This window comes from Parashewanella spongiae, from assembly GCF_004358345.1.
Lineage (GTDB): Bacteria > Pseudomonadota > Gammaproteobacteria > Enterobacterales > Shewanellaceae > Parashewanella > Parashewanella spongiae.
Genome location: NZ_CP037952.1, coordinates 2,496,679 through 2,522,200 on the forward strand (window position 1 = coordinate 2,496,679; position 25,522 = coordinate 2,522,200).

General features: G+C 39.8%; 23 protein-coding genes and 2 pseudogenes. 15 read left to right on the top strand and 10 right to left on the bottom strand.

The features are described 5' to 3' along the window. Positions 1–127 precede the first annotated feature (127 nt). On the top strand, positions 128–289 hold the full coding sequence (locus E2I05_RS22005) for a hypothetical protein (protein ID WP_165905491.1): 162 nt from the start codon (positions 128–130) through the stop codon (positions 287–289). A gap of 20 nt (positions 290–309) precedes the next feature. Here the strand turns inward: E2I05_RS22005 and E2I05_RS22010 are convergent, their stop codons facing one another. After that, entirely contained in the window at positions 310–474 is a 165-nt protein-coding gene (locus E2I05_RS22010; RefSeq protein ID WP_170179624.1) for a hypothetical protein, read from the bottom strand. A gap of 90 nt (positions 475–564) precedes the next feature. Here E2I05_RS22010 and E2I05_RS09615 point away from each other — a divergent pair, with 90 nt between their 5' ends. From E2I05_RS09615 to E2I05_RS09625, 3 genes are all read left to right on the top strand, one after another. Then, complete coding sequence (locus tag E2I05_RS09615) at positions 565–936, top strand: hypothetical protein (RefSeq protein ID WP_133309597.1); 372 nt, start codon at positions 565–567, stop codon at positions 934–936. Next, the gene (gene tnpB, locus E2I05_RS09620) at positions 933–1,265 is read left to right on the top strand and encodes an IS66 family insertion sequence element accessory protein TnpB (RefSeq protein ID WP_133309535.1); all 333 of its coding nucleotides are present in this window, start codon (positions 933–935) and stop codon (positions 1,263–1,265) included. Before E2I05_RS09615 ends, tnpB (E2I05_RS09620) begins: the two co-directional genes overlap by 4 nt. A gap of 90 nt (positions 1,266–1,355) precedes the next feature. Beyond that, positions 1,356–2,963 carry an IS66 family transposase gene (locus E2I05_RS09625; RefSeq protein ID WP_133309534.1) on the top strand — a complete coding sequence of 536 codons (1,608 nt, stop codon included), beginning with the start codon at positions 1,356–1,358 and terminating at the stop codon, positions 2,961–2,963. 50 nt (positions 2,964–3,013) lie between these two features. Here the strand turns inward: E2I05_RS09625 and E2I05_RS09630 are convergent, their stop codons facing one another. Beyond that, positions 3,014–4,144 (bottom strand): ISAs1 family transposase, encoded by a 1,131-nt coding sequence (locus E2I05_RS09630; protein WP_133309598.1) that lies wholly within the window; start codon positions 4,142–4,144, stop codon positions 3,014–3,016. Between the two features lie 81 nt (positions 4,145–4,225). Then, positions 4,226–4,447, bottom strand: a pseudogene (locus E2I05_RS09635) (reverse transcriptase domain-containing protein); the annotation flags it as partial. 168 nt (positions 4,448–4,615) lie between these two features. Here E2I05_RS09635 and E2I05_RS09640 point away from each other — a divergent pair. The 4 genes from E2I05_RS09640 to E2I05_RS09655 all read left to right on the top strand — a co-directional run bounded on the left by E2I05_RS09640 (position 4,616) and on the right by E2I05_RS09655 (position 8,431). Beyond that, positions 4,616–5,754 (top strand): IS630 family transposase gene (locus tag E2I05_RS09640; RefSeq protein ID WP_133309599.1). Its coding sequence is split into 2 segments (ribosomal slippage): positions 4,616–5,041 and positions 5,044–5,754, totalling 1,137 coding nucleotides; the frame shifts between segments, so codons are not numbered across the junction. A 278-nt stretch (positions 5,755–6,032) separates the two neighbouring features. Next, positions 6,033–6,404 (top strand): hypothetical protein, encoded by a 372-nt coding sequence (locus tag E2I05_RS09645; protein ID WP_133309600.1) that lies wholly within the window; start codon positions 6,033–6,035, stop codon positions 6,402–6,404. Then, the gene (gene tnpB, locus E2I05_RS09650) at positions 6,401–6,733 is read left to right on the top strand and encodes an IS66 family insertion sequence element accessory protein TnpB (protein ID WP_133309535.1); all 333 of its coding nucleotides are present in this window, start codon (positions 6,401–6,403) and stop codon (positions 6,731–6,733) included. Before E2I05_RS09645 ends, tnpB (E2I05_RS09650) begins: the two co-directional genes overlap by 4 nt. A 90-nt stretch (positions 6,734–6,823) precedes the next feature. Beyond that, on the top strand, positions 6,824–8,431 hold the full coding sequence (locus E2I05_RS09655) for an IS66 family transposase (RefSeq protein WP_133309601.1): 1,608 nt from the start codon (positions 6,824–6,826) through the stop codon (positions 8,429–8,431). 50 nt (positions 8,432–8,481) lie between these two features. On the opposite strand, the gene E2I05_RS09660 is transcribed toward E2I05_RS09655, so the two are convergent. Continuing rightward, the gene (locus E2I05_RS09660; protein WP_133309602.1) at positions 8,482–8,736 is read right to left on the bottom strand and encodes an ISAs1 family transposase; all 255 of its coding nucleotides are present in this window, start codon (positions 8,734–8,736) and stop codon (positions 8,482–8,484) included. A gap of 76 nt (positions 8,737–8,812) precedes the next feature. Here E2I05_RS09660 and E2I05_RS09665 point away from each other — a divergent pair, with 76 nt between their 5' ends. Further along, positions 8,813–9,952, top strand: a complete 1,140-nt coding sequence (locus tag E2I05_RS09665; RefSeq protein ID WP_133309603.1) for an ISAs1 family transposase — start codon at positions 8,813–8,815, stop codon at positions 9,950–9,952. A 16-nt stretch (positions 9,953–9,968) separates the two neighbouring features. On the opposite strand, the gene E2I05_RS09670 is transcribed toward E2I05_RS09665, so the two are convergent. Next, on the bottom strand, positions 9,969–10,874 hold the full coding sequence (locus E2I05_RS09670) for an ISAs1 family transposase (RefSeq protein WP_133309604.1): 906 nt from the start codon (positions 10,872–10,874) through the stop codon (positions 9,969–9,971). A gap of 81 nt (positions 10,875–10,955) precedes the next feature. Beyond that, a pseudogene (locus tag E2I05_RS09675) lies at positions 10,956–11,177 on the bottom strand (reverse transcriptase domain-containing protein); the annotation flags it as partial. Positions 11,178–11,718: 541 nt separating this feature from the next. Here E2I05_RS09675 and E2I05_RS09680 point away from each other — a divergent pair. The 3 genes from E2I05_RS09680 (at position 11,719) to E2I05_RS09690 (ending at position 14,786) form a co-directional block, all read left to right on the top strand. Further along, positions 11,719–13,782 (top strand): hypothetical protein, encoded by a 2,064-nt coding sequence (locus tag E2I05_RS09680; protein WP_121855188.1) that lies wholly within the window; start codon positions 11,719–11,721, stop codon positions 13,780–13,782. A 460-nt stretch (positions 13,783–14,242) separates the two neighbouring features. Next, positions 14,243–14,512: a type II toxin-antitoxin system RelB/DinJ family antitoxin gene (locus tag E2I05_RS09685; RefSeq protein ID WP_121855189.1), complete on the top strand. Its 270-nt coding sequence runs from the start codon at positions 14,243–14,245 to the stop codon at positions 14,510–14,512. 1 nt (position 14,513) lies between these two features. Further along, complete coding sequence (locus E2I05_RS09690) at positions 14,514–14,786, top strand: type II toxin-antitoxin system RelE/ParE family toxin (RefSeq protein ID WP_121855187.1); 273 nt, start codon at positions 14,514–14,516, stop codon at positions 14,784–14,786. A 249-nt stretch (positions 14,787–15,035) separates the two neighbouring features. Here E2I05_RS09690 and E2I05_RS09695 read toward each other — a convergent pair whose 3' ends face one another. Together E2I05_RS09695 and E2I05_RS22015 are read right to left on the bottom strand one after the other, a co-directional pair. Next, complete coding sequence (locus tag E2I05_RS09695) at positions 15,036–15,638, bottom strand: IS630 family transposase (RefSeq protein ID WP_133309605.1); 603 nt, start codon at positions 15,636–15,638, stop codon at positions 15,036–15,038. Beyond that, positions 15,520–15,801, bottom strand: a complete 282-nt coding sequence (locus E2I05_RS22015; protein WP_170179598.1) for a hypothetical protein — start codon at positions 15,799–15,801, stop codon at positions 15,520–15,522. Before E2I05_RS22015 ends, E2I05_RS09695 begins: the two co-directional genes overlap by 119 nt. A gap of 774 nt (positions 15,802–16,575) precedes the next feature. Between E2I05_RS22015 and ltrA the strand changes: the two genes are divergently transcribed. Beyond that, on the top strand, positions 16,576–17,856 hold the full coding sequence (gene ltrA, locus E2I05_RS09700; RefSeq protein WP_133309606.1) for a group II intron reverse transcriptase/maturase: 1,281 nt from the start codon (positions 16,576–16,578) through the stop codon (positions 17,854–17,856). A 116-nt stretch (positions 17,857–17,972) separates the two neighbouring features. Here the strand turns inward: ltrA and E2I05_RS09705 are convergent, their stop codons facing one another. Beyond that, positions 17,973–18,425 carry a helix-turn-helix domain-containing protein gene (locus tag E2I05_RS09705; RefSeq protein ID WP_133309607.1) on the bottom strand — a complete coding sequence of 151 codons (453 nt, stop codon included), beginning with the start codon at positions 18,423–18,425 and terminating at the stop codon, positions 17,973–17,975. A 22-nt stretch (positions 18,426–18,447) separates the two neighbouring features. Here E2I05_RS09705 and E2I05_RS09710 point away from each other — a divergent pair, with 22 nt between their 5' ends. After that, positions 18,448–18,705 carry a LexA family protein gene (locus E2I05_RS09710; RefSeq protein WP_179952741.1) on the top strand — a complete coding sequence of 86 codons (258 nt, stop codon included), beginning with the start codon at positions 18,448–18,450 and terminating at the stop codon, positions 18,703–18,705. Positions 18,706–18,748: 43 nt separating this feature from the next. Here the strand turns inward: E2I05_RS09710 and E2I05_RS09715 are convergent, their stop codons facing one another. Next, positions 18,749–21,499: a pentatricopeptide repeat-containing protein gene (locus E2I05_RS09715; protein WP_121855059.1), complete on the bottom strand. Its 2,751-nt coding sequence runs from the start codon at positions 21,497–21,499 to the stop codon at positions 18,749–18,751. 628 nt (positions 21,500–22,127) lie between these two features. On the opposite strand from E2I05_RS09715, the gene E2I05_RS09720 reads away from it, so the two are divergent. Then, positions 22,128–25,391, top strand: coding sequence for a hypothetical protein (locus E2I05_RS09720; RefSeq protein ID WP_121855060.1), 3,264 nt, complete (start codon positions 22,128–22,130; stop codon positions 25,389–25,391). Positions 25,392–25,522 lie beyond the last annotated feature (131 nt).

Here is a 25,522-nt window from a genome sequence, read left to right on the forward strand (position 1 = left end):
CCCTTTATTACCAATTAAAAGGCCTTTGATATTATTGATAATTTCTTAAGCGGCATCACGTTCGTCAACATTTTCGGCAGTTAAAGTGAACTCTACTGGAATGCCTCTTTCATCAACAAAGATGCCCATGAAAACCGTAGTATCTCATACCCCTAGAGGCACAGTAGCCATAATTTGCATATCCTTTAAAGCTTTTGCTCTTTCTGACACGGGTGAGCTTACAAAGCTCAATGGGAAATCCATCAATCAAATGAACATTACAAGTATCGGCTCTGAGTTGATGGCATAAATATTAATGAAATAATTGCTTTACTTTCCAAAGGTTACTTGTTTTACTTTCCAAAGGTTACTTGCTTGTCTGACAAACTGTGAACGAGCAGGTAAATTGGGAAATAAGGGCAGCCAATATCCCTTGAAATACTCCCAAATTCCTTTATCTGTATGATGTCCACTCCACTCACCAACAATTTCCATTGTAATTACTTCGTGAGTTTACGGAAGCATAGTGCAACTTTAACCCAATAATTTGATGTAATGATGGCAGATTAATTATCGGAGCCCATCATGCCAAATATAGAGCCATTAACTCGCGTCGCCACAGTCTTCGCCCATTGGCGCATAAATAAGCCGAGTCGCGGAACTAAAATACCAAACACTCTCCGCGAGCAAGCCATTTCATTGCTAGAGCATTACTCATCATCACAAATTTGCACCGCTTTACGTATCAGTGGCTCTCAATTTAAACAATGGTGCCAGGTATCAAACTCGGCAGAGTCCATTACAGACTTCATTGAATTACCCAACTTACCTGAGGTCATCAAGCCCAATTCCCCAGTAAAACTTGAGCTGAATCTATCTAATGGCGACAATATTCATATACAAGGTGTGGTGGATGTTCACTTTATTTGCGCCCTTATCGGGGCAATGAAATCATGATCTATTTAACTTCCAACAGTCGTATCTTCATTGCGACTCAGCCTGCTGATTTTCGCTGTAGTATCGATGGACTGGCGGCCGTGTGCCAACAGCGCTTGTCGAGTAATCCGCGTTCAGGCTCGATATTCGTCTTCATTAATCGCAACAAAACCATGATACGAGCCCTCACTTATGAGCATAATGGCTTTTGGCTGATGACCAAACGGTTATCAAAAGGAAAATTTCATGGATGGCCACGTCATCATGGCGTTATGCAACCGATGGCTGCGGCACAATTACGGCAATTACTGAGTGGTGAACCTTATTTATCTTCAAGTCGATTGAAATAAATCGCACTTACCGGTTGATTATTTTATTTATCGGATCATACTGCCCGCCGAATTCATTTTTCCTATTCGCCTAAGCTGGACTGTCCTTTAATGAGTAAACCGTTTACTGATATCGACCACAACGCGCTGGAAGCACTGATAGTTCGTGTTACTGAAGCCAAAGAGCATGAATTAGCACTGTCTCCAGAAGATTGTCAGTTGTTACTTGATGCCTTAGTGACGTTATCGACGATGCAGCAACGATTAACCAATCACGATGTCACCGTGCACAAATTGCGTAAGTTACTTGGCATTGAAAAGTCTTCAGAAGCCTTGTCTCGTGTCAGTAAAAGCAATAAAGGAAGCGGTAAACACACTGCGGGTAAAAATCGTAAACCCAAAGAGAGCGATGAAGATTTCACTCCCGCTAAGCCAGTTGTGATAGTGCATCAGAGTACAGATGTGAAAAAAGGTGATAACTGCCTAGAGTGCCACATGGGTAAAATGTACAAAACCGACCCAGGCAGTTTACTGCGTATCACAGGGCAAAGTCCGTTTAAGCCAGAGCAGCATGTCATGGAGCGCTTTCGCTGTAATGCTTGTGGCGCTTACGCTACCGCCGCTTTGCCAGTTGAAGTGTTAGCCGACGGGAGCGAGCAACAAAAATACGGCTACTCAGCTCGGTCATTAATGGCCATACACAAGTATTTTGCCGGGTTGCCGTTTTATCGCCAAGGGAGCATTCAAAAGCTGCTTGGTGTCAAAATCACTGCGTCTACTGTGTTTGACCAAGTTGAATATGTGGCCAATGATATTTACCCTGTTTATCAAATGTTGGTTAACCTCGCGGCCGATGCGAAGCATTATTATCTCGATGACACGACTCACCGAATTTTGGATGCTACGCCAATAGAAAAACCGGTGCGTAACAGTGACAAGACACAAATGCGCAGCGGCGTGTACACATCAGGTGTTATTGCGACCACTCAAGCCAATGATAGTATCGTGTTGTTTGAAACTAATATTGGTCATGCTGGCGAATTCATCGATAGCCTGTTGCACAAACGCGGTACTCATCAATCTAGGCCGATAATGATGAGTGACGCTCTGGTCAGTAATCGCCCTACGGTAAGAGAATGTCTGCTGTCATTGTGTAACAGTCATGCCAGACGACAATTTGTTGATGTCATTAACCATTTCCCCGATGAAGTCGAGCACGTACTGACACGTTATGGTGAAATTTGGGCTTACGAGCAGCACACTAAAGAGCAAAAGTTTACGGCAACAGAAAGGCTGAGTTACCATCAGCAACATTCGTTGCCTGTAATGAAAACCATCAAGCAGTGGTGTACAACACACCTTAACGATGAAACAGTTGAAGAGAATAGTGGTTTAGGTAAGGCGATGCGATATTTTGTCAAACACTATGTTGGCTTGAGCTATTTTTGCCACTACGAAGGTGTATACATCGATAATAACCGTATCGAAGCCATGTTAAAAATCATCGTTCGTGACCGAAAAAATGCGATGTTCCATAAGACGTTACTTGGCGCTACGATTGGTGATGTCATCACGTCAATGATTGCAACAGCAAGTGAAGCTGGCATCAATGTGTTTGAGTATTTCACATTTTTACAGAGAGAGAAGGATAAAGTGAAAACCAACCCTGAAGAATACCTACCGTGGAATTATCGAGAAACAGTCGGCACTGAAAAATAATACAGCTGTAAGAAATGGACTTGGGCAGGGCGGGATTATGCTTTGATGAATTATTCTCCAAATAAAATCTCAGCCCTAAATTTTGCATCCCAGCAGGCTCGCTGTATCTTGTCAGCCACACTGTCTTTTGAAGAGTGATTTTTAATTAAGTTCAAAACCTTTCGCCTAATAGTTGCTAAATTTTTTGCACCATCATCAGCATAAATTTTACAGTCATCCTCTTTAAAAGTGACATCGAGAACCCAATGCTGACTATTTTCAATTGTCCAGTGCTTCCGTATATATCCAGCGATGCCTTCCACGTCACTGGCTAACGAGGTTATGTAATAAGACGTTTCATGGCTTGATTTATTCTTCATTTCTCGCATCCGAGTGACTTCAACAACGGCCTGACTGCCTACAAATTTAGCCGTTTCGTCAAACCAATTTGTAATTGGCAAAAGGCGATAATGTCTTTCATTTATTCGTCCGTGCTCACCGTCTAACTCTGTAAAGTGATTCTGCTTTAAAAGCTCTGGTGTGTCTCGATAGCACTTATGAAAATAAGCTTCTATTTCAGCAAGTAATTTACCTTGATTCTTTTTCACTTGAAGAACGTAATCACCTTTTCCTTCACGTATTAAGGTTGCAGTTTCTTTCTGGCAGTGCATGGCGTCAGCGGTAATCACTGCATTTTCAATATCCATGTGTTTTAGCATGGATTGCATTACTGGGATTTCATTCGTTTTGGTCGACGTTTCTTGTTGACGTATTATCAGCCCATTATCTACAACCATTGCCGTCATTAGTTGAAGCGCCGCTATGTCATCACCGTGTTTAGAGCCACAAGCAACTTTACCATCAAAACTGATATGCTCTTTACCATCTCGCTCCCGTAATGTATTGGAAAAGTTAATAAAGCAAGACATCATACTTTCGGCTTTAACACCTCTAATTATCCGTCCGATTGAGTGTCGTGTCGGGATGCCATTACTAAATGGCCGATATTGTCTTAACCAATCTAATTGAGCTTCACCGAAAATGTTGATGGCTTTCCAGCCTGTAGCACCACAAAGCACCGCGGCAATTGTAAGAAAAATAATATCAGCTAAATCATACTCTTTATTAGCTTCAACACGATGATCTTCAACTTGTTCAATCTCTTTCATTACGTCCATAATCAGACTCAAATCAGTATTCATTTGTCGATCTGATCATCGTTACTCAGGAAAGTTCAAAATTGATTTAATTATTTTCAAGATCTAAAGCACGATCCCGCCCTGCAGAAAGTCAAAACCGTCATTGATATGAGTCATGTGTGTTTTCTCATCAGAAAGGGTTAGCCCTCTTTGCTGTAGGAATCGTGCAATTTGCGGTTTGACTTCATTTATAAGCACTTCTTTTGAAGTACCTGTAATAACAAAGTCATCGGCGTATCCGATAAAGTTGATTCTTTCACCAGTTCTACGTGCAATAGACTTAACCAGTTGTTCTAAACCAGGTAAGGGATGCTGCGACTTAGGTTATACCGACGTATAATCCAAACAGAGTAATTTACGGTTGCAGCCAAATGTCTACTTCAATTTACCTTTCTAGTAGTCCATTCAAGAACAAATAATGACCGAATGGTTATATCCTAACAACTCCTGAACACAAGAAACACTGGAGTTATTATGAGGGTTAAATACCACGTTCGTTTGAGTAATGAAGAACGTTCAATGCTTGAGGCTTTGATAAAGCAGAAGAAACCACGTGTTGCTCAACATAAGAAACGACACGCCCAAATTTTACTTGCTATTGATGAGAATAATTCGCCACTGACCAATCAACAGATTGCTAAAGCACTAAACATCTCACCACTTGCAGTAACGTGCCTTAGAAAGCGTTTTGTCGAAGAAGGATTAGAAGTCGCTGTGAATAGCAAACACAGCCATCAAGGCCGCAGACGCATAATGGATGGCGAAGCCGAAGCCCACCTAATTGTACTGGCCTGCTCTACGCCTCCTGAAGGACGTTGCCGTTGGACATTAAATCTTCTTAGAGACAAGATGATTGAACTCAAATATATCGATAACATATCAAGAACTTCTGTTCATTATGATGCTTTAAAAAAAACGAACTTAAACCATGGCTTAAAGAAGAGTGGTGTATACCTAAAGAGGAAAACGCTGCTTTCGTGAGTGCTATGGAAGATATATTAGAACTCTATAAACTTCCTTACAATCCTAAGCGTCCTTTAGTATGCCTTGATGAAACCAGCAAACAACAAGTTAAAGAAGTTCGCAATCCGTTACCCTTAGTTTCAGGTTATCCAGAGCGATACGATACAGAGTATGAGCGTAACGGTGTCAGCAACCTGTTCATGATATTTGAGCCTTTAGCGGGCTGGCGACATGTTGAAGTCACTGAACACAGAACGGCCATTGATTGGGCTCATCAAGTAAAAGCCTTAGTAGACGGGCGTTATAAGGACGCTGAGACAATTGTATTAGTTGAGGATAACTTGAATACTCATACACCGGCTTCATTTTATAAGGCCTTCGAACCAGAAGAAGCTCGTAGGTTGATCAATAAAATAGAATTTCATTACACGCCAAAGCACGGAAGTTGGTTGGATATGGCTGAAATTGAATTAAGTATCTTGAGCAGGCAATGCTTAAACCGAAGAATACCCGATCAGGAAACACTAAATACTGAAGTCGAAGCCTGGGTTACCGAGCGTAATGAGTCCAAGGCTAAGATGAACTGGCAGTTCACGACTGAGGAGGCACGTATAAAATTAAAGAAACTTTACCCCGTACTCCCAGAGTAAAGTGAGCCTTTTAACAGAAGTTCACTGATTAACGAAATCCAGTTACACATTCGTTAATCAAAGCATGAAAAGCTAGAATCCTACTGACTTGCCAAGGGGTGGGAGGAGGTGTTTTGTTCAGATATCACTTATTTGTCAATTGATTGTGAACAAAAGTTAAGTAAGAGTTTAAAACAATAAATATCGATATATGATTCTTAGTGAGTTTACGGCAGCATAGTGCAACTTTAACCCAATAATTTGATGTAATGATGGCAGATTAATTATCGGAGCCCATCATGCCAAATATAGAGCCATTAACTCGCGTCGCCACAATCTTCGCCCATTGGCGCATAAATAAGCCGAGTCGCGGAACTAAAATACCAAACACTCTCCGCGAGCAAGCCATTTCATTGCTAGAGCATTACTCATCATCACAAATTTGCACCGCTTTACGTATCAGTGGCTCTCAATTTAAACAATGGTGCCAGGTATCAAACTCGGCAGAGTCCATTACAGACTTCATTGAATTACCCAACTTACCTGAGGTCATCAAGCCCAATTCCCCAGTAAAACTTGAGTTGAATCTATCTAATGGCGACAATATTCATATACAAGGTGTGGTGGATGTTCACTTTATTTGCGCCCTTATCGGGGCAATGAAATCATGATCTATTTAACTTCCAACAGTCGTATCTTCATTGCGACTCAGCCTGCTGATTTTCGCTGTAGTATCGATGGACTGGCGGCCGTGTGCCAACAGCGCTTGTCGAGTAATCCGCGTTCAGGCTCGATATTCGTCTTCATTAATCGCAACAAAACCATGATACGAGCCCTCACTTATGAGCATAATGGCTTTTGGCTGATGACCAAACGGTTATCAAAAGGAAAATTTCATGGATGGCCACGTCATCATGGCGTTATGCAACCGATGGCTGCGGCACAATTACGGCAATTACTGAGTGGTGAACCTTATTTATCTTCAAGTCGCTTGAAATAAATCGCACTTACCGGTTGATTATTTTATTTATCGGATCATACTGCCCGCCGAATTCATTTTTCCTATTCGCCTAAGCTGGACTGTCCTTTAATGAGTAAACCGTTTACTGATATCGACCACAACGCGCTGGAAGCACTGATAGTTCGTGTTACTGAAGCCAAAGAGCATGAGTTAGCACTGTCTCCAGAAGATTGTCAGTTGTTACTTGATGCCTTAGTGACGTTATCGACGATGCAGCAACGATTAACCAATCACGATGTCACCGTGCACAAATTGCGTAAGTTACTTGGCATTGAAAAGTCTTCAGAAGCCTTGTCTCGTGTCAGTAAAAGCAATAAAGGAAGCGGTAAACACACTGCGGGTAAAAATCGTAAACCCAAAGAGAGCGATGAAGATTTCACTCCCGCTAAGCCAGTTGTGATAGTGCATCAGAGTACAGATGTGAAAAAAGGTGATAACTGCCTAGAGTGCCACATGGGTAAAATGTACAAAACCGACCCAGGCAGTTTACTGCGTATCACAGGGCAAAGTCCGTTTAAGCCAGAGCAGCATGTCATGGAGCGCTTTCGCTGTAATGCTTGTGGCGCTTACGCTACCGCCGCTTTGCCAGTTGAAGTGTTAGCCGACGGGAGCGAGCAACAAAAATACGGCTACTCAGCTCGGTCATTAATGGCCATACACAAGTATTTTGCCGGGTTGCCGTTTTATCGCCAAGGGAGCATTCAAAAGCTGCTTGGTGTCAAAATCACCGCGTCTACTGTGTTTGACCAAGTTGAATATGTGGCCAATGATATTTACCCTGTTTATCAAATGTTGGTTAACCTCGCGGCCGATGCGAAGCATTATTATCTCGATGACACGACTCACCGAATTTTGGATGCTACGCCAATAGAAAAACCGGTGCGTAACAGTGACAAGACACAAATGCGCAGCGGCGTGTACACATCAGGTGTTATTGCGACCACTCAAGCCAATGATAGTATCGTGTTGTTTGAAACTAATATTGGTCATGCTGACGAATTCATCGATAGCCTGTTGCACAAACGCGGTACTCATCAATCTAGGCCGATAATGATGAGTGACGCTCTGGTCAGTAATCGCCCTACGGTAAGAGAATGTCTGCTGTCATTGTGTAACAGTCATGCCAGACGACAATTTGTTGATGTCATTAACCATTTCCCCGATGAAGTCGAGCACGTACTGACACGTTATGGTGAAATTTGGGCTTACGAGCAGCACACTAAAGAGCAAAAGTTTACGGCAACAGAAAGGCTGAGTTACCATCAGCAACATTCGTTGCCTGTAATGAAAACCATCAAGCAGTGGTGTACAACACACCTTAACGATGAAACAGTTGAAGAAAATAGTGGTTTAGGTAAGGCGATGCGATATTTTGTCAAACATTATGTTGGCTTGAGCTATTTTTGCCACTACGAAGGTGTATACATCGATAATAATCGTATCGAAGCCATGTTAAAAATCATCGTTCGTGACCGAAAAAATGCGATGTTCCATAAGACGTTACTTGGCGCTACGATTGGTGATGTCATCACGTCAATGATTGCAACAGCAAGTGAAGCTGGCATCAATGTGTTTGAGTATTTCACATTTTTACAGAGAGAGAAGGATAAAGTGAAAACCAATCCTGAAGAATACCTACCGTGGAATTATCGAGAAACAGTCGGCACTGAAAAATAATACAGCTGTAAGAAATGGACTTGGGCAGGGCGGGATTATGCTTTGATGAATTATTCTCCAAATAAAATCTCAGCCCTAAATTTTGCATCCCAGCAGGCTCGCTGTATCTTGTCAGCCACACTGTCTTTTGAAGAGTGATTTTTAATTAAGTTCAAAACCTTTCGCTTAATAGTTGCTAAATTTTTTGCACCATCATCAGCATAAATTTTACAGTCATCCTCTTTAAAAGTGACATCGAGAACCCAATGCTGACTATTTTCAATTGTCCAGTGCTTCCGTATATATCCATAGGGCAAACGGGTCAAAAATAAGCAATCAAATTTGATCGTTTGCCAAACTATAGCGATCGTGGTTTATAATAGTCTTTGCTTGTTAATTTCTATGAAAACTACGACAATCAGCAACTTTTTTGATGGCCTACCCGACCCTCGTATGTCACGAACTTTACATCATCCTCTGATTAACATTATAACCATTACTCTATGTGCGGTTATCTGTGGCTGCGATAATTTCAATGCTATTGAAGAATATGGGAAATCGAAGAAAAAATGGTTCGAAACTTTTTTAGATATGCCTCATGGCGTCCCAAGCCATGATACCTTTAACGATGTTCTCAACCGCTTATGTCCTAAGGCTTTTCATGCCGCTTTTATAGCGTGGGCGCAATACCTTTGTACAATTGACGAAGATATCATTCCTCTTGATGGCAAGACACTGAGAAGAACTCTGGATAAAGTGAATGAAGTTCCAGCAATACATATCGTTAATGCTTGGTCAGTAAAAAATAATCTTTGCTTAGGGCAAATGAAAGTTGACGGTAAAAGCAACGAGATAACAGCCATTCCTAAGTTGTTAGAGCTCCTCGATATTAAAGGGGCAACCATTACCACTGATGCAATGGGTTGCCAGTTTAAAATTGCCGATAAAATCATTGAAAAAAAAGCTAATTATATTTTCGCCCTTAAAGGTAGCCAAGGTGAGTTCTTTGAAGATATCAAATTATTTTTAGATACAGAACTCGAGTCTAGATTTAAAAAAATTCACTGCGATATGTTTGAGGAAGTCGATAAAGATCACGGTCGAATTGAACAAAGAAAAGTTTGGGTCACGTCTGACGTAGAGTGGCTCAGAAAACGCCATAGTAGATGGTCAAGCTTAAACAGCATTGTAGTCGTAGAATCTACTAGGGAACAAAAAGGGATAGAGAAGACCATGGAAAGACGCTATTACATCAGTAGTCATTTGAAACCTAAAGCTGAGTTTATCTCAAATGCAATACGTTCTCATTGGTTTGTTGAAAATAAACTCCACTGGCAACTGGATGTAAGCTTTGATGAAGACTCATGTCGGTTAAGAAGTGGAAACGCAGCAGAGAATATGGCTATCATGAATAAAACAGCACTCAACATGCTGAAAAATGAGAAAACAGCAAAAGTAGGAATAAAAAGCAAACGTTTAAAAGCGGGCTGGGATGAAGAATATTTGATGAAGGTATTAACTGTGGGCAAACTGGCTGTCTAATTTAGACCCGTTTGCCCTATATATATCCAGCGATGCCTTCCACGTCACTGGCTAACGAGGTTATGTAATAAGACGTTTCATGGCTTGATTTATTCTTCATTTCTCGCATCCGAGTGACTTCAACAACGGCCTGACTGCCTACAAATTTAGCCGTTTCGTCAAACCAATTTGTAATTGGCAAAAGGCGATAATGTCTTTCATTTATTCGTCCGTGCTCACCGTCTAACTCTGTAAAGTGATTCTGCTTTAAAAGCTCTGGTGTGTCTCGATAGCACTTATGAAAATAAGCTTCTATTTCAGCAAGTAATTTACCTTGATTCTTTTTCACTTGAAGAACGTAATCACCTTTTCCTTCACGTATTAAGGTTGCAGTTTCTTTCTGGCAGTGCATGGCGTCAGCGGTAATCACTGCATTTTCAATATCCATGTGTTTTAGCATGGATTGCATTACTGGGATTTCATTCGTTTTGGTCGACGTTTCTTGTTGACGTATTATCAGCCCATTATCTACAACCATTGCCGTCATTAGTTGAAGCGCCGCTATGTCATCACCGTGTTTAGAGCCACAAGCAACTTTACCATCAAAACTGATATGCTCTTTACCATCTCGCTCCCGTAATGTATTGGAAAAGTTAATAAAGCAAGACATCATACTTTCGGCTTTAACACCTCTAATTATCCGTCCGATTGAGTGTCGTGTCGGGATGCCATTACTAAATGGCCGATATTGTCTTAACCAATCTAATTGAGCTTCACCGAAAATGTTGATGGCTTTCCAGCCTGTAGCACCACAAAGCACCGCGGCAATTGTAAGAAAAATAATATCAGCTAAATCATACTCTTTATTAGCTTCAACACGATGATCTTCAACTTGTTCAATCTCTTTCATTACGTCCATAATCAGACTCAAATCAGTATTCATTTGTCGATCTGATCATCGTTACTCAGGAAAGTTCAAAATTGATTTAATTATTTTCAAGATCTAAAGCACGATCCCGCCCTGCAGAAAGTCAAAACCGTCATTGATATGAGTCATGTGTGTTTTCTCATCAGAAAGGGTTAGCCCTCTTTGCTGTAGGAATCGTGCAATTTGCGGTTTGACTTCATTTATAAGCACTTCTTTTGAAGTACCTGTAATAACAAAGTCATCGGCGTATCCGATAAAGTTGATTCTTTCACCAGTTCTACGTGCAATAGACTTAACCAGTTGTTCTAAACCAGCTAAGGGATGCTGCGACTTAGGTTATACCGACGTATAATCCAAACAGAGTAATTTACGGTTGCAGCCAAATGTCTACTTCAATTTACCTTTCTAGTTGTAGCGGCTCAATAACATAATCAGTTGGGCTCGATTACATCCGAAATTCTGAGACCACATTAAATGATAATAAGCCGAAACACCGACTCACATTAAATGATAATGAGACCACATTATGTGAGAATGGGCTCGATAACATATTGGTCGAGTCCACATTAAGTGATAATAAGAGTGGTGATGCGGTGAATGCTGCTAACAAAGGCTATTTTACCTACTAATTCTGCCAAAAAATGCCATTAACTTAGGGTGTTACTAACAAGGTTCTGCCCCAAAGCTTCTCAGAAAATTAATATGTTTCATTACTTAATCTAATCATATAATTGAAATTATTTGAGCTTTAACACTCCTTTTAGTACAAAATATCATCTACAGATTCGTTAACATTCAAATAAAAAGCTGATAATGTAACCAAATAAGAAAAAATATTGAGTTATAGGGACATAGCGCAATGAAAACTAACCTTTTGGGTCATAATACACGTTCATTTTTATGCTTACTGCTTCTAATCACGTTTGTTTCGACAACGGCATCCCTTCAAGCCAAGACCAAAGACACAATACAAGTTGGTACGTGGAAAAATAAAGATGAAGACGGCGATGGCGTGCTTGATGAGCACGACGATTACCCGTTCAATCCAAACAAATCGTCATTTCCTCTTATTAAAGAAAAAGAATTCAATAATAATCTAACCGTTGCGAATGATGCGGGACAGGTGCCATTTATCTCAACTGGCAGCTTTGAATTAGACATTGATATTGATGATTACAAATTTATCGTTACCCAAGATGATATTGAAAGTCGTATACCGTTTCATTTTATTGTATTAAGTGAGAACTCGACATTATCACCAAGGATAAGTGTTCTGAATGCGAATGGTAAAGGTGAGCTAGCAGCTACAGCTGATGGTAATTTGAAAAACGTAGGGTTAATAAAAAATTCACGTTTATTTTTCCCCGAAAAAGCAGGTATATATCACCTGACTGTAGGTAATAGAAATAATAAAGCTGATCCAAATCTAACTTATAGAGTTCTCGCAATTAAAGATACCGATATGGATGGCATCCCCGATGAAAAAGAAAAAGCCTTGGGGAGTCATTATGAAATACAAGATACTGACGGTGATGAAATTTTTGATGGGAATGAGTTTTTTATTCATCAAAATATCACCACAATAATTGCGGATGTTGACTCAGACGGTATTCCAAACTGGTTAGATAAAGACACAGACGGCGACAGTATTCTTGACTTAAGAGAAGGTCTCGTCAATCAGGACTTCGACATTATCCCCAGCTTTGCTGACTTTGATAGTGATGACGACGGCATTAATGATATCGATGAAGCATCAGCAGGTCGTTTGTATATAGATAAGGATCGCGATGGAGCTTTAAATTATCAAGATATTGATGATGACGGGGATGGTGTAATTAATACCTATGATAATGATGATAAACAATCAATAAAGTTTAATAAAAAGGTGAAACTTTACAACGTTAATACTACTGTCGGTGAAATGGATCTAACCAATAAAGTGAAGCCATTTTACCCGACTAAACTATTTTTCTCAGGTGAGCATAGTCGTGATGCCGTCAAGTTAAGTGATGGCGCCGTTTTGGTACTTCGTAAATTCGGTAGCCAACCTTCAACAATAAATATAAAACTAAAACCATTTGAAGATTCAAGAAGAAATCTAGAGTTTGTTGTGCCTAACTATCAGAAAATTGATAGTGGAGGCAATAAAATAAGCTTGTCATTAGTTACTGACGGTAAGAAAACTAACGATATTCATTTAACGTTAATACATCATAGAGGCCCTTTGCTGAGTGAAGTCAAACCCGATGTCAATATCATAGGTAAGCAAGCTTTCATTGAGGGCATAAATTTTACGGGTGATTTAAAAGTTAAATTAAACGATTTTGAAATCATTCCTGAAATTGTTTCTCGTACTAGTGCAAGTTTTATCATTCCCAAAAGAGCCAGATCAGGTTTGCTTTCAATATCCAATGAATATGGCGTTAGTAATGATGTTGATTTTACTGTTGGCGATGAAATAAAAATAAGCACTAGTATTCCACCAAGTTTTCTATCAATCGATGGCGGAGTTTTTATCCGTGATAATGAATTTTCTAGCGTCAGCGACCTAAAGGAAACATCTATACCTATTGTAAGAGAAAGATATAACTTTGTTTCTGCTTACTCAAACTCACCCCTAGCAGAGATTTTTCAGTCCATTTTAACCGAAAATGACAACGCCATTGTTTTTGACATGGACTCAACAGCAGAAGCCGTATTAATGAATGGTTTTGTTGAACGTTATCCACTGGAAACCTTTATCAATATCCGCAAGTTTTTAGCAACTAATGACGATTACATTCACTATAAAAAATACGTCAAAGACGGTTTAGAACATAATATCGACTTTCTTTCCGTCGCTAATGATGAGTTATATAAGAAAGTAGTTTTTATTCAAAGCCAGATTAGGAATGAATTAAACTCAAGACGTTTAGTGAGGTAGCTGAGCGTTTCTATATGGTAAAACGACTTACTTAAGCTGATGTTTGAATACGCAATTGCAGATATAAAAACAGTACAAGGAAGAATACAATGAAAAAGTTGCTTTTAATCGTGATGCTATTACCTGCCTTTGCTGCTCAAGCCAAAGAAAACGACAATTACAATTTTTATGCGGAGAACCGCTTTGCTCCATTGATGAGTCAGTTATGAACGTAGCCTGACTAAAAACGCATCAAAGTATGCGAAACAGCTCTTATCACTTAACTGAGCTTAGTCTCAAATTATCAAGCTTCTGCATATTCCAACGGATTGGATCAGTGATTCCCGCTATATTTCATGGTATGTTGAGAAAAGTTATCTGTTTTAAATGCTTGATACCTGAAATTTCATCTTATTTACATTTGAGTGTTGCACTGCAGTTCGCTACAATTGTCATGCAATGTATAACAAATGGTAATATTATGAAGACAGAAATGCTCAGCACTCGTATCGATCAAGATACCAAATTGGCCTTCATTCACATCTGTGATGAGGTAGGGTTAAGCCCATCACAAGCGCTCAAATTGTTTGCTAAAGCGGTGATCAATTATGGCGGTATCCCGTTTGAACTGCGCTCAAGAACACCTAATGCAAAGACACTGGAAGCTATTAAAGAACTTGAAGATAGTAAAGGCAACAAAGCTGATGATGTCAAAGCGTTATTTAAAGAGCTCGGAGTGAATGAGGCATAAAATGTATCAACTCGAATACTCGAGCCAATTTAAGAAAGATTTTAAAAAGGTCGCTAAACTTGCAATTCCAGATGTGATTGAAGTCGGTCATGTCATAACCGCATTGCAGCAAGGGCAAACGCTAGCGGCGAAATATGTAGATCATGCTTTATCAGGTAATTGGGCTAATTATCGAGACTACCATGTTAAGCCTGATTTAGTTTTGATATTTAAAGTAGAAGATAATACCCTGAAGCTCGCAAGAATTGGCTCACACAGTGAATTGTTTCGTTAAGCCTCTTTTCTTTCAAAATCTAAGTGGCCTTGTTTTTAACTGCATAAGAACAAATCTTAGTTATTTTTGCTTATTCATAAAAGTGTTGGGATGTATCTTCGTGTATAGACACTTTAAAACTTTTGGGTGTACCGGAAAATGGTTATTTTGGTAACATCAAAAAAATAATCAACAAAAGCAGTTAATTAAGCTTTTGGAGATGGTAATCAAAATAGTAATTTTATGGTAACTAGTACCTCGACACAAAAGTTATGATTGATTGATATTTGCATAAGCTTTCGTGAATTTCTCACGTGCACCGTCGACATTAAACATCCAATTTATGCTTGCCTGCGCATCGTTTCTCCGCATCTCCCAAGCCGAAAGCTCTTTGTGCAGCATTTCCCAGCTTTCTATGCGACGATCTAAGCATTGTTGATTCATATTACCGATTTCTATTTCAACCATATTGAGCCAACTGGCATGCTTAGGCGTGAAATGAAATTCAAGTTTGTTCAAAATCCTTAGCGCCTCTTCTGGCTTAAATGCTTTGTATAACGAGCCTGCCGTATGTGTCGTGTAATTATCCATTACCACATGAATTTTATGTGCATCCGGATAGTGTTCATCGACAAGTTCTTTCATGCACTGAGCGAAATCTACTGCGGTCTTACTCTGTGTTGCCTTAGCCTTTCTCCAGCCTCGATGGCGGTCAAAAAACATGAAAATATTAGCCACGCTAACCCGCTTATATTCATAATCGATTCTGGCTGATCGCCCTGATTTTACTGGGGATGGAGGGGCAACATCTGAAACCAATTGCTTCATCGCTTCGTCCTGGCTCAGCTGAGTTTTTAGGGCGAGCATAAACATCTAAAACATGTTCCATTTGTGCGATGTAATTTGCATTCATATTGCCAACACACCACATTTTTTTCTGCCAAGGTTTTAAGTCGTTTTCTTTAAACCTAAAAACATCAGTTGAACGCTGAGTATATGAGTAACTGTTTGAGCAATACGATGATTTTATTATCATGTTTTTCACCTAATGAGTGAAATGCTCTACGCTCACAAGCTTGCTAAAATGGCTGCTATCTGCGTTATATCTTTTGCAAGTAGAATAACTACTTGCTGCAAGCTACGCCTTAATATCAGCCATTTTTTCTACGCTTGAGAACGCAGTCAACTGATGTTTTTAGGGAGCGCCACGAAGCGCTTTATTCTGTTGCGGGATTTGTCTCAACGTATACGCAGCCAAGCGATTACATGGCCATAAACCAGAGACAGCAACGTTATTATTTATAATAAGTCCATCAGGTTGAAACGTACCTGACGGGATAATTACCAGTTCATCCCGAAATCTGACGGGCATGCATAATGGGTAACCGCTATGACATGAAGCCCTGTGACAAAGGCCTTGAATAAAGGTTGAGATGCAATGTAGGCCGCAGCATCAAGCGAATTCAGTTAAGCGTCGTAAATCAAAAAATGAAGATGGGGAGTCTTTCCTAGTTGACGAACCCTGACACAAACAGAGAAGCAACTGGTAAATGCATCTGTTTGATCTTCCGGCGTAATATGAAGTGGCATGTATTGAAGGAAATAAAGTGAACGTGGGAGAGCCTGAGTGTTGGAAGGTAGTGACTTCCACTATCCGAATATAAGGTAAACCGAAATTTCAGATAGGGCGCTCAGGCAGTCGGATGAGCCCATAGTACCGTTAACCGTGAAGACAACATAACTTTACATCAGGGAAGGGGCTCAGTGTTACACCCGTTTTTTAACGTAACTTTTGAGGTGAAATTGCCATATGGCTAACACTCCAGTAAATATCAGAATATTACAGCGAAAACTTTACTTACGCTCAAAGCTTAACTCGGAGCTTCGATTTTACAGCTTGTACGATAAACTCAGTCGCCTAGATATACTCGAAGAAGCCTATCGACGATGCAAAGCCAATAAAGGCGGAGCAGGAATTGATGGCATCACATTCAGTTATCTAGAGCAGCAAAAGAAAGTTGTTGCGCTGTTAAAAGAAATTCAAACTCAATTACAACAGAAAAACTATCGACCTAGCCCAGTCAAACGAGTAGAAATACTCAAAGACAACGGCAAAACGCGGAAACTTGGGATCCCGATAATCAGTGACAGAATTGTGCAAATGGCGATGACAATAGTGATGCAACCCGTCTACGAACCTCATTTACATGAACACAGTTATGGTTATCGTCCATGTCGAAGCGCCCAGCAAGCGGTAAAAGTCATTGAAATGAGCCTAAAACAAGGCTACCAGCACGTACTCGATGCTGACTTGAGTGCCTATTTCGATACCATCCCGCACGCTAAGTTGATGGCAAAAATAGAAAGGCGAATAAGCGACAGCAGCTTTCTGAGTTTGCTGAAAAGCTTTATCAAAGCGCCCATCAGCATAGAGACGGTCAACGGGAAATGGCGAATAGAAGCAAGCCGATGTGGCACTCCGCAAGGCGGAGTTATCTCTCCACTACTGGCTAACATCTATCTCAACGATTTCTGTTTGAAAATACACGAAAAAACACCGTGTAAAATCGTTACCTATGCAGATGATTTTGTTGTACTTCATAAGCAAACCTACACACAAGAGCAACTGGACTGGATAACACAGCAATTAAGTGATGAAGGTCTGAAGCTAAATCAAAGTAAAACCCACTGTGTGGATATGGGAAAGCTGATGAATGAGTTTGATTTCCTCGGTTTTAACTTTCAACGGATCACAGGCCTCATCAAAGGCACCAGTTACATCAAGATACAGGCGTCTAAGAAGAGCCAAACAAAGCTGAAAAATAAAATCAGAGACATAGTGAAACACCGAACCTCAAATACACTTGGCGTACTGATAAATAAGGTTAATCAAGTTCTGAGGGGATGGAAACACTATTTTGGTGGGATAGGTTATCCCAGAGGTGTATTTTTCAGAATAAATGGATTTGTAGTAAACCGGTTCTATCGCTGGCATCGTCGCTTAAGTCAACGTCGAAGCAAGTATCTATCACGAGGTGCTTACGAAAAATTACGCCAAGCTGGTCTTGAGTATTTACCCACGACAAGATGATAAGCAAAGTGAAGGGGCTGAGAGAAGTGTAACAACAGAGCCGTGTGAGGGAAAACCTCATGCACGGAATCGAAGAGGGGCTGCTGGATAAGCGATAGCGAAGCCAGTAGCCTACTCTACTTAAAGCGTCTTCGCACGGTTTCTGTCGAAACTTCATCGAGTTCAGTTAATGCGATAAGTTTTTCCGTGATTAAACTCAATGTCCATCGACAAAGTCCTTCTGGTGGTTTGCTACAGGCTAAGGCAATAAGCAAGGCTTCTTGGTTACCATCCAAACACCGAGGCATGCCGCTTCGGGCTCCTTCATTCAGAGCAGCTTTAAGACCTTCCTCAACAAACTGTTTCTTTGTTCTATAAATGGTTGCTGTACCAACATTAAGCGCTAAAGATATTTCTTTATCTTGACTCATTCTATTGTTCGACATGAGCAAGATGTTGGCTCGTTTCAATTTTCTAGCCGATGTTTTCCCCTTTGCAATCAAGTCGACTAGGAACGATTTTTCTTCGTTTGAAAGCTCTACTAAATATTTGATGTTCATGGCACTATGGAGGTAGTTAACAATTACCATAATTGATCACAAAATGAGAAACATGTCGATCCCTGAGCCAGAAAAAGCCCCATTTACAGAGAAACAAGGTCAGTATTTAGCGTTCATAAAAATGTACACAAAGGTAAATAAAGTCCCGCCTGCACACACCGATTTTCAAAAATATTTTGACGTTACCCCACCGACCGTCAATCAAATGATAAAGACGCTAGAAAATAAAGGCTTAATTAGAAAAAAACCTAAAACGCCACGCAGTATTTACGTGCTTGCTCTGGATGAATTAATACCAACTTTAAAGTGAGTTCAATCGATCATCTTCACTGTGTTTGGGTACTAGTATCAAGTTAATGGGTAGACTCGCTCAATACTATCATTCCCGAGTTGAATTTATCCTCGATAAACTCAAGTCCAAATTCATCTTTGAGAAAACTTATCATTCCATTTTTTAAGGTATTATTGCCATGGTATCCAGTTATGATCGATGTTATCTTGGTTTCATTGTTTTTTTTGTGGTAACAAAATAATAGTTTTGCGAAAGCTAATGGAACCCCTTGAATATGTGTATCATTTCCTGAATGTTCTTCGAAGATTTTATCCATATGCAAATCGATACAATGATTCATTAAGCCAACATTTTTTTTATATATTCCTTGTGTTATCCCTTTATCAATCATGCTTGCGAAATTATTTTTTTCCAGCGGCGCAAGTTGAGCATGCATTTGTGAAAGAGTACTCATGTTACATTTGTTCATTATTTTTTCTAAATACCATATTCCAGTGTCTAATTGCTTAGCCTTAATGCATGCTTTAATAAAGGCATTGTAAATGGCAACATCAGGCTTGATGCCCCATTGTTGCATTAAGCTGGCTGTATCGCCATCTCCCAACACCAATGATTCGGCTTCTGTAAAACGTTCCATTTCAGCGCAGGCAGTCAGCAAATTCATACAGGTGATTGAATCTGCCTTTAGTGGTAGATGAGGTGCCATCAAGGGTTTGTCACCACACACCAGTTGCCAAGCACTATCAAACTGGCCAGTTTTAGCGCATACCGTTATAAAGGCGCTGTAAATGGCAACATCAGGCTCGATGCCCCATTGTTGCATTAAGCTGGCTGTAGCACCATCGCCCAACACCAATGATTTGGCCTCTGCATAACGCCCCGCTTCAGCGCAAGCGCTAAGCAAATTCATGCAGGTGATTGAATCTGCCTTTAGTGGTAGATGAGGTGCCATAACGGGCTTACCACCACACACCAGTTGCCAAGCACTATCAAATTGGCCAGTTTTAGCGCATACCGTGATAAATGCGCTGTAAATGGCAACGTTAGGCTTGATGCCCCATTGTTGCATTAAACTGGCTATAGCTATATCGCCCAACACCAATGATTTGGCTTCTGCATAACGCCCCGTTTCAGCGCAAGCGCTCAGCAAATTCGTGCAGGTAATTTGATTAGCTTTTAATGGCAAATGAGGTGCCATCATGGGCTTATCACCACACACCAGTTGCCAAGCACTATCAAACTGGCCCGTTTTAGCGCATACCGTGATAAAGGCACTGTAAATGGCAACATCAGGCTTGATACCCCACTGCTGCATTAAGCTGGCTGTAACTGTATCGCCATCGTCATCGCCCAACACCAATGATTTGGCTTCTGTAAAACGCTCCATTTCAGCGCAGGCCGTCAGTAAATTAATACATGTGATTTGATTGGTTTTTAATGCCAAATGAGGTGTCATCATGGGCTTATCACCACACACCAGTTGCCAAGCACTATCAAATTGGCCAGTTTTAGCGCATACCGTGATAAAAGCATTGTAAATGGCAACATCAGGCTTGATGCCCCATTGTTGCATTAAGCTGGCTGTATCGCCATCTCCCAACACCAATGATTCGGCTTCTGTAAAACGTTCCATTTCAGCGCAGGCAGTCAGCAAATTCATGCAGGTGATTGAATCTGCCTTTAGTGGTAGATGAGGTGCCATCACGGGCTTATCACCACACACCAGTTGCCAAGCACTACCAAATTGCCCCGTTTTAGCGCATACCGTGATAAAGGCGCTGTAAATGGCAACGTTAGGTTTGATGCCCCACTGCTGTACTAAGCTAGCTGTATCACCATCACCCAACACCAATGATTTGGCTTCTGCATAACGCCCCGTTTCAGCGCAGGCGGTCAGCAAATTTATGCAGGTGATTGAATCTGCCTTTAGTGGTAGATGAGGTGCCATCACGGGCTTGTCACCACAAACCAGTCGCCAAGCGCTATCAAACTGGCCCGTTTTAGCGCATACCGTGATAAAGGCATTGTAAATGGAAACATTAGGCTTGATACCCCATTGCTGCATTAAGCTGGCAACTGCTGCATTGCCTAACACTAACCCTTTAGCATCTGAAAAATTTAAATTTAACTTAATTAATTTCAGTAATAATGTGCATGTTTTCGATTCATAGGACGATTTAAATCGTGTTATGTCACTAAAAACGCCGTCGAAATTAGATGAATGGCTGTCAGAAAACTCGGCCGCTTTGTGTAACAATTTATGGATTAATCTTATGTCCCATGATGTTTCCATGACCAGTTTGTCGTTTTTTAGGGTGTGAATGATTTCAATAAGCTGCGAAAGTTTAGCGCAACCACCAATTAATACATTTAACTCAATACCCAGTTGATTTTTGCTTTTCTGTTTAAGTTTCCACGAGTGAATAAGCGCACTGGTTTGAGTAAAAAAGGGATCAGGGGAGGAAGGTGGTTGCTGTATTTGCTTGGTATATCTAGTGCTCGATTTTGGAGTAATGGAGCGAGGCTCAGTTGCAAAACGTCGACAAGCATTACTTGGTTTCTTACAATAATGAGCCTCTTGTGTGCGAAAGTAAGAGCGAGTCGACGATGACTTACTGTTGAAAAAATCATACAGCTTTTGTCTATCGGTTTTGCTTAATAGTTGATAACACTGTTGTAACTCTTCATTATCATCAAACCTTGAAACCTCAAAGTTCAGATATAATACGGCTTCGCTTGGGTGTTCTTGGAGACTTTTAAGCATGAATCTATATATTGATTGTTGCTCAGCAGGAGTGCGCACTGTCGCCATCACATTACTCAATAAGTGAGGGAATTAACAAGCTAAGAAATAACGCACTGAAAAGATAAATACAAAAATATTCAGCTTTAAGGCATTCTATAAATGTATAACAGAAAATTTTCCACCGCACAGGGGGGAGTCGTTTGTCGTTTGGTAGCTCATAGTTGAATCTCAGATTCAAAAAAAATAATGAAATTGAGCGTAAATTGGTTTTGTTTCTCCCTTGCCAATTTGGTCGGTTGACGCATTTCTGTCCAAGAATGTTTTTATTTGTTATATGGCACAGACATAAGTACCTAACTAAAAGTTATCTCATATTTTGAATGATAATCATCCAAAATAGTTTCGACTGCTTTTTGAGTTTGGAGTAAGTTTCGTAAGCGCTAATGGATAACCACTCGTATTTGTTTTTCGCCATAGAATTTCGATGGCATTAAGTTCGGGGGAAAGGGATCAATCTTGTGGGGTATTCATTGCAGTATGTATAACTATAATCAACGGCAAGGGAAGTTTTAAAGAAAAATAAAGTTGCACACTATTTGATCGGTGAGGGCAGGTGAACTTCATTTATTGGTTCAGCTAAAATTCAGTATAAGAATTATACTCTAGTTGCCTGTATAGCATCACAGAAAACATTATGGCAACCAATTCCTCCTCACTTTCTAATGTTATACAAGCATACTTATCACTTGATGAAACAGATCCTGTTGTGGTAGAAAGTGCGGCAAAAGTGGTTGCTCAAATCGAGACGGCTGTGATTAATGAGCGCCGCACTTGTGCCGATTTTGGCGGTGAAAATCCGATTCAGTGGAAACCAGATTGGGAACAAGAGTTTTCATATGGCTGTTACTTCAAAGTATTTAAAACCTTACCTGAAATTCCAGAAGTGTCGCCTATTTGGCAGAAAATTGGGATTAAGGAATCGCACCTTGCAGAATTGCTACATGGAATGCGTGGTGGAAATTATTTTGAAGTACATAGTAAATGTTCAACGCATGTAAGAAATTTGAAAGATGAATCTGCTTTGGAGTCAGACAAAAAACTAACTGGTTTTCTCTATCAACTAATAATTGTTTGTCAACATAAGATTAACCCTGAGGATGTTCTAACCAAGTTTGACAGTGATGTGAGGGGGGAAAACTCTTTTCGAAATTACTGTCTTCACTTGGCAGAAATATTTCGTTTTGGCAGTCCGTTATTCGCCAAATGTAAGCATTTACAGCTGGATTATTTGAAACGTGCAGCAGAGATCGGGAATACATTTGCATTTAATGAGCTTTTTAAAATTCAAGTCATTAAACCAGAAAGTGTCAGCTGTTATCTACCACACGAAATGACGAGGTTGCTTGCGCTCACAGCTAAACAAATTGAATTAGGCAAACTTGAACAGAACAATTATTACCCCGAAGTTAACTTACTAATTGAAATTTTAATAATAAATAATAAATGGAGACTAACTACCGAAAATTTAGTGGAACAAAAACGAGTTTTTCAGGCACAAGTAGAATCGAAAATTTCAAATTTTATAGAGCATGAGATACTGACAGTTAAGTGCTTAGCATTATATGTGGTAACCAGCCCTGAATTTGGTCTCTGTGATTTTACAATTGCTAAACAAATACTAACACGCATAAATGAATTGCTTCTAGACAGAAGTTTAACTGAGGTTGAACAATGCATATTAAGTTATTGGCAAGAAAATATCGGTCTTCATACAAACTCATTCCCCAATATTCACCTCGATAGGCTAATAGAACTAACACTGGACAATAGAATGCCGTCAGCTCTATACAGTGTAGGGCGTTTTTGTTTTACACAAGGTGATATTGAAACATATAAACAAGTTGTTATTCAAATTTCACCGTCACTATCAAACTTAAAACAAGAGTTACTTTTATCTCCCAGTACTATCCCTATAATTATTGATTGTGTAAAAGTCATAAGCAAAATTAATACAGCTCATAAAAAACGGCATAATCCAACGAGGAGGACCCTTACCTTTCTTGATAGTATGTTAGACAATGGTCTTTCGATGCAAAATAAAGCCTGTATGTATTCATCACTGATGGAAGCCCATCGAGAGCTAAGTCGAAAAAAGGGTAGCACTGGAAGGCATTATAGCAAGCAAGCCGTACATAGATTAAAAGATAGAGTTGGAGACTTTAAGACCAAAAGAGCTAATGAACTGAACCATTCTTTAGATCCAATTTATCGAGCGTTCGCAATCACATTTATGACACAGAAAGAAGCTGAACAGTATGTAGATCGAAAACAAATGCTCAACCCTTTAGTACAGTTTGATAGAGTCAATAATCTACTTTTTCTGTTTGCTTGCATTGGTGATCGACTCGGTGAAGATACACACACAATACTTCAGCATATTGGAATACTTGCAAATGAATTTGCACATGTTCCGGCACCCAATGAATTGCATGTATCATGTCAGGATATTAATTTCCATGCCTTGCTTGAACCTTCGATTTCCACACTTTTTGATTATTTCAAAACTCGGCCAGAAGAAGCAAAAGCCTTATATCAATTTTACTTGTTTCACCGAAAACATGTAGGCTTAGCAACGGGTAAAGAAATAAATTGTAAAGCTGAGCCATTATTCAAACAATTGTCGTCTTCAAGTTCTCCGGAGGCTTTGGGGGGGAGAGCACCTAAATATAAAAAAAAACGAAGTGCAAGTATTCAGCGAACAGCAAAGCTAAGTTTAGAGGACAAAATTAAGATGTTAACAATGACAGTTGTGCAAGCGTTAAAGGATGTACAAAGTCAATGTGGAACACAATCTAACTCTAGTGAATTAATAAAAGAGAATCTGGTGCAACTACGAAAAGACCTTAACTTTGTATGCTTGCAAAATAGAAAAGAAAACTGGTTAAACACTGATGAAATTGTTGCAGAGATAATGAGTACTTTACGGGTATTGCCTGCAAATAAGAAATTTCGAGAGTGGAAGACATTTTTGGGCAGTTTAATGAAAGCTGAAAAAGTGGGTCATTTTTTAAATAGCGTACTTTTATCATCAAGTAGTCAACCTGTTGATGTAGCTATCGATAATGAGACAGTTAAGCAAGAATTAGTTTTGGCGTTGCTTTCAGTAAAAATAACAATTTCAGAGGGTTGTGAGGAAGAAGTTTGTTCAATCTTAGCTGAGAGCATGCATGATTGGCCTGAATCCATTATTGAGTTTTTTTGTGTGGCAGAGAATTATCCTCTACTTGAACTTACTGTTTCAAAGAATACTGGAAACCACATGCTTCCTTTTGTACTTGTTGAAAGGCGAACCGAGATCTTAAATAAAATGACTGTCGAGCAGCAAAATCAAATTTGGCATTTGACGGAATTATCACTAGGTACTCGTAAACAAATTTTTTCGTTCTTATCTGAGTCGAATTTTAATTATAATGAAGCACTCACTTGGGTGTTGAATGAACACACTTTTTCGAGTACTACAGAAGCGCTAGAGCTGGTAAAATCGATTCCACTAAAAAAAATGATTCTCATGATGTCTAAGTCGAGTAGTGCAGACGTTGAATTATTAGAAAGCAAAACTCGGGTGTTTAAAGAGGAACGAAAACAATGCCTTGATCGTAGAGCAAGAACGCTTAACCCTCATGCTTTTTCTTCTCATGTAAATGAGATAATACAAGAAACCAAAAGCAAAGCTAACAACAAAGCTGTATTCATTAGTGGTATAAGCTTTTTAATCAACTTTAGTGAAGAATTTGTTGGATATTATCCGGAGTTAAAGACTCAACTGGATGAAAGGTTAAAATTTATGGCTCAAGCCTATGTAACTGATATAGAAAACTTGGTGCTAGAAGAGAAAACTTGTTACCCAAACAGAATATTCTATATGTGCTGTAAGGTGTTTTTAGCTATGGGATGTTGATCTTTTTAGGGGATGTAAACCCAAACCCCAGATTTTTTCCTCAGCTGTACGGATAACAATAGCTAGTTGAAATATAAATAATTTGGGTGTAGTTACCTCACTTTTGGACAAAACCAATTCAGGCTCAATTT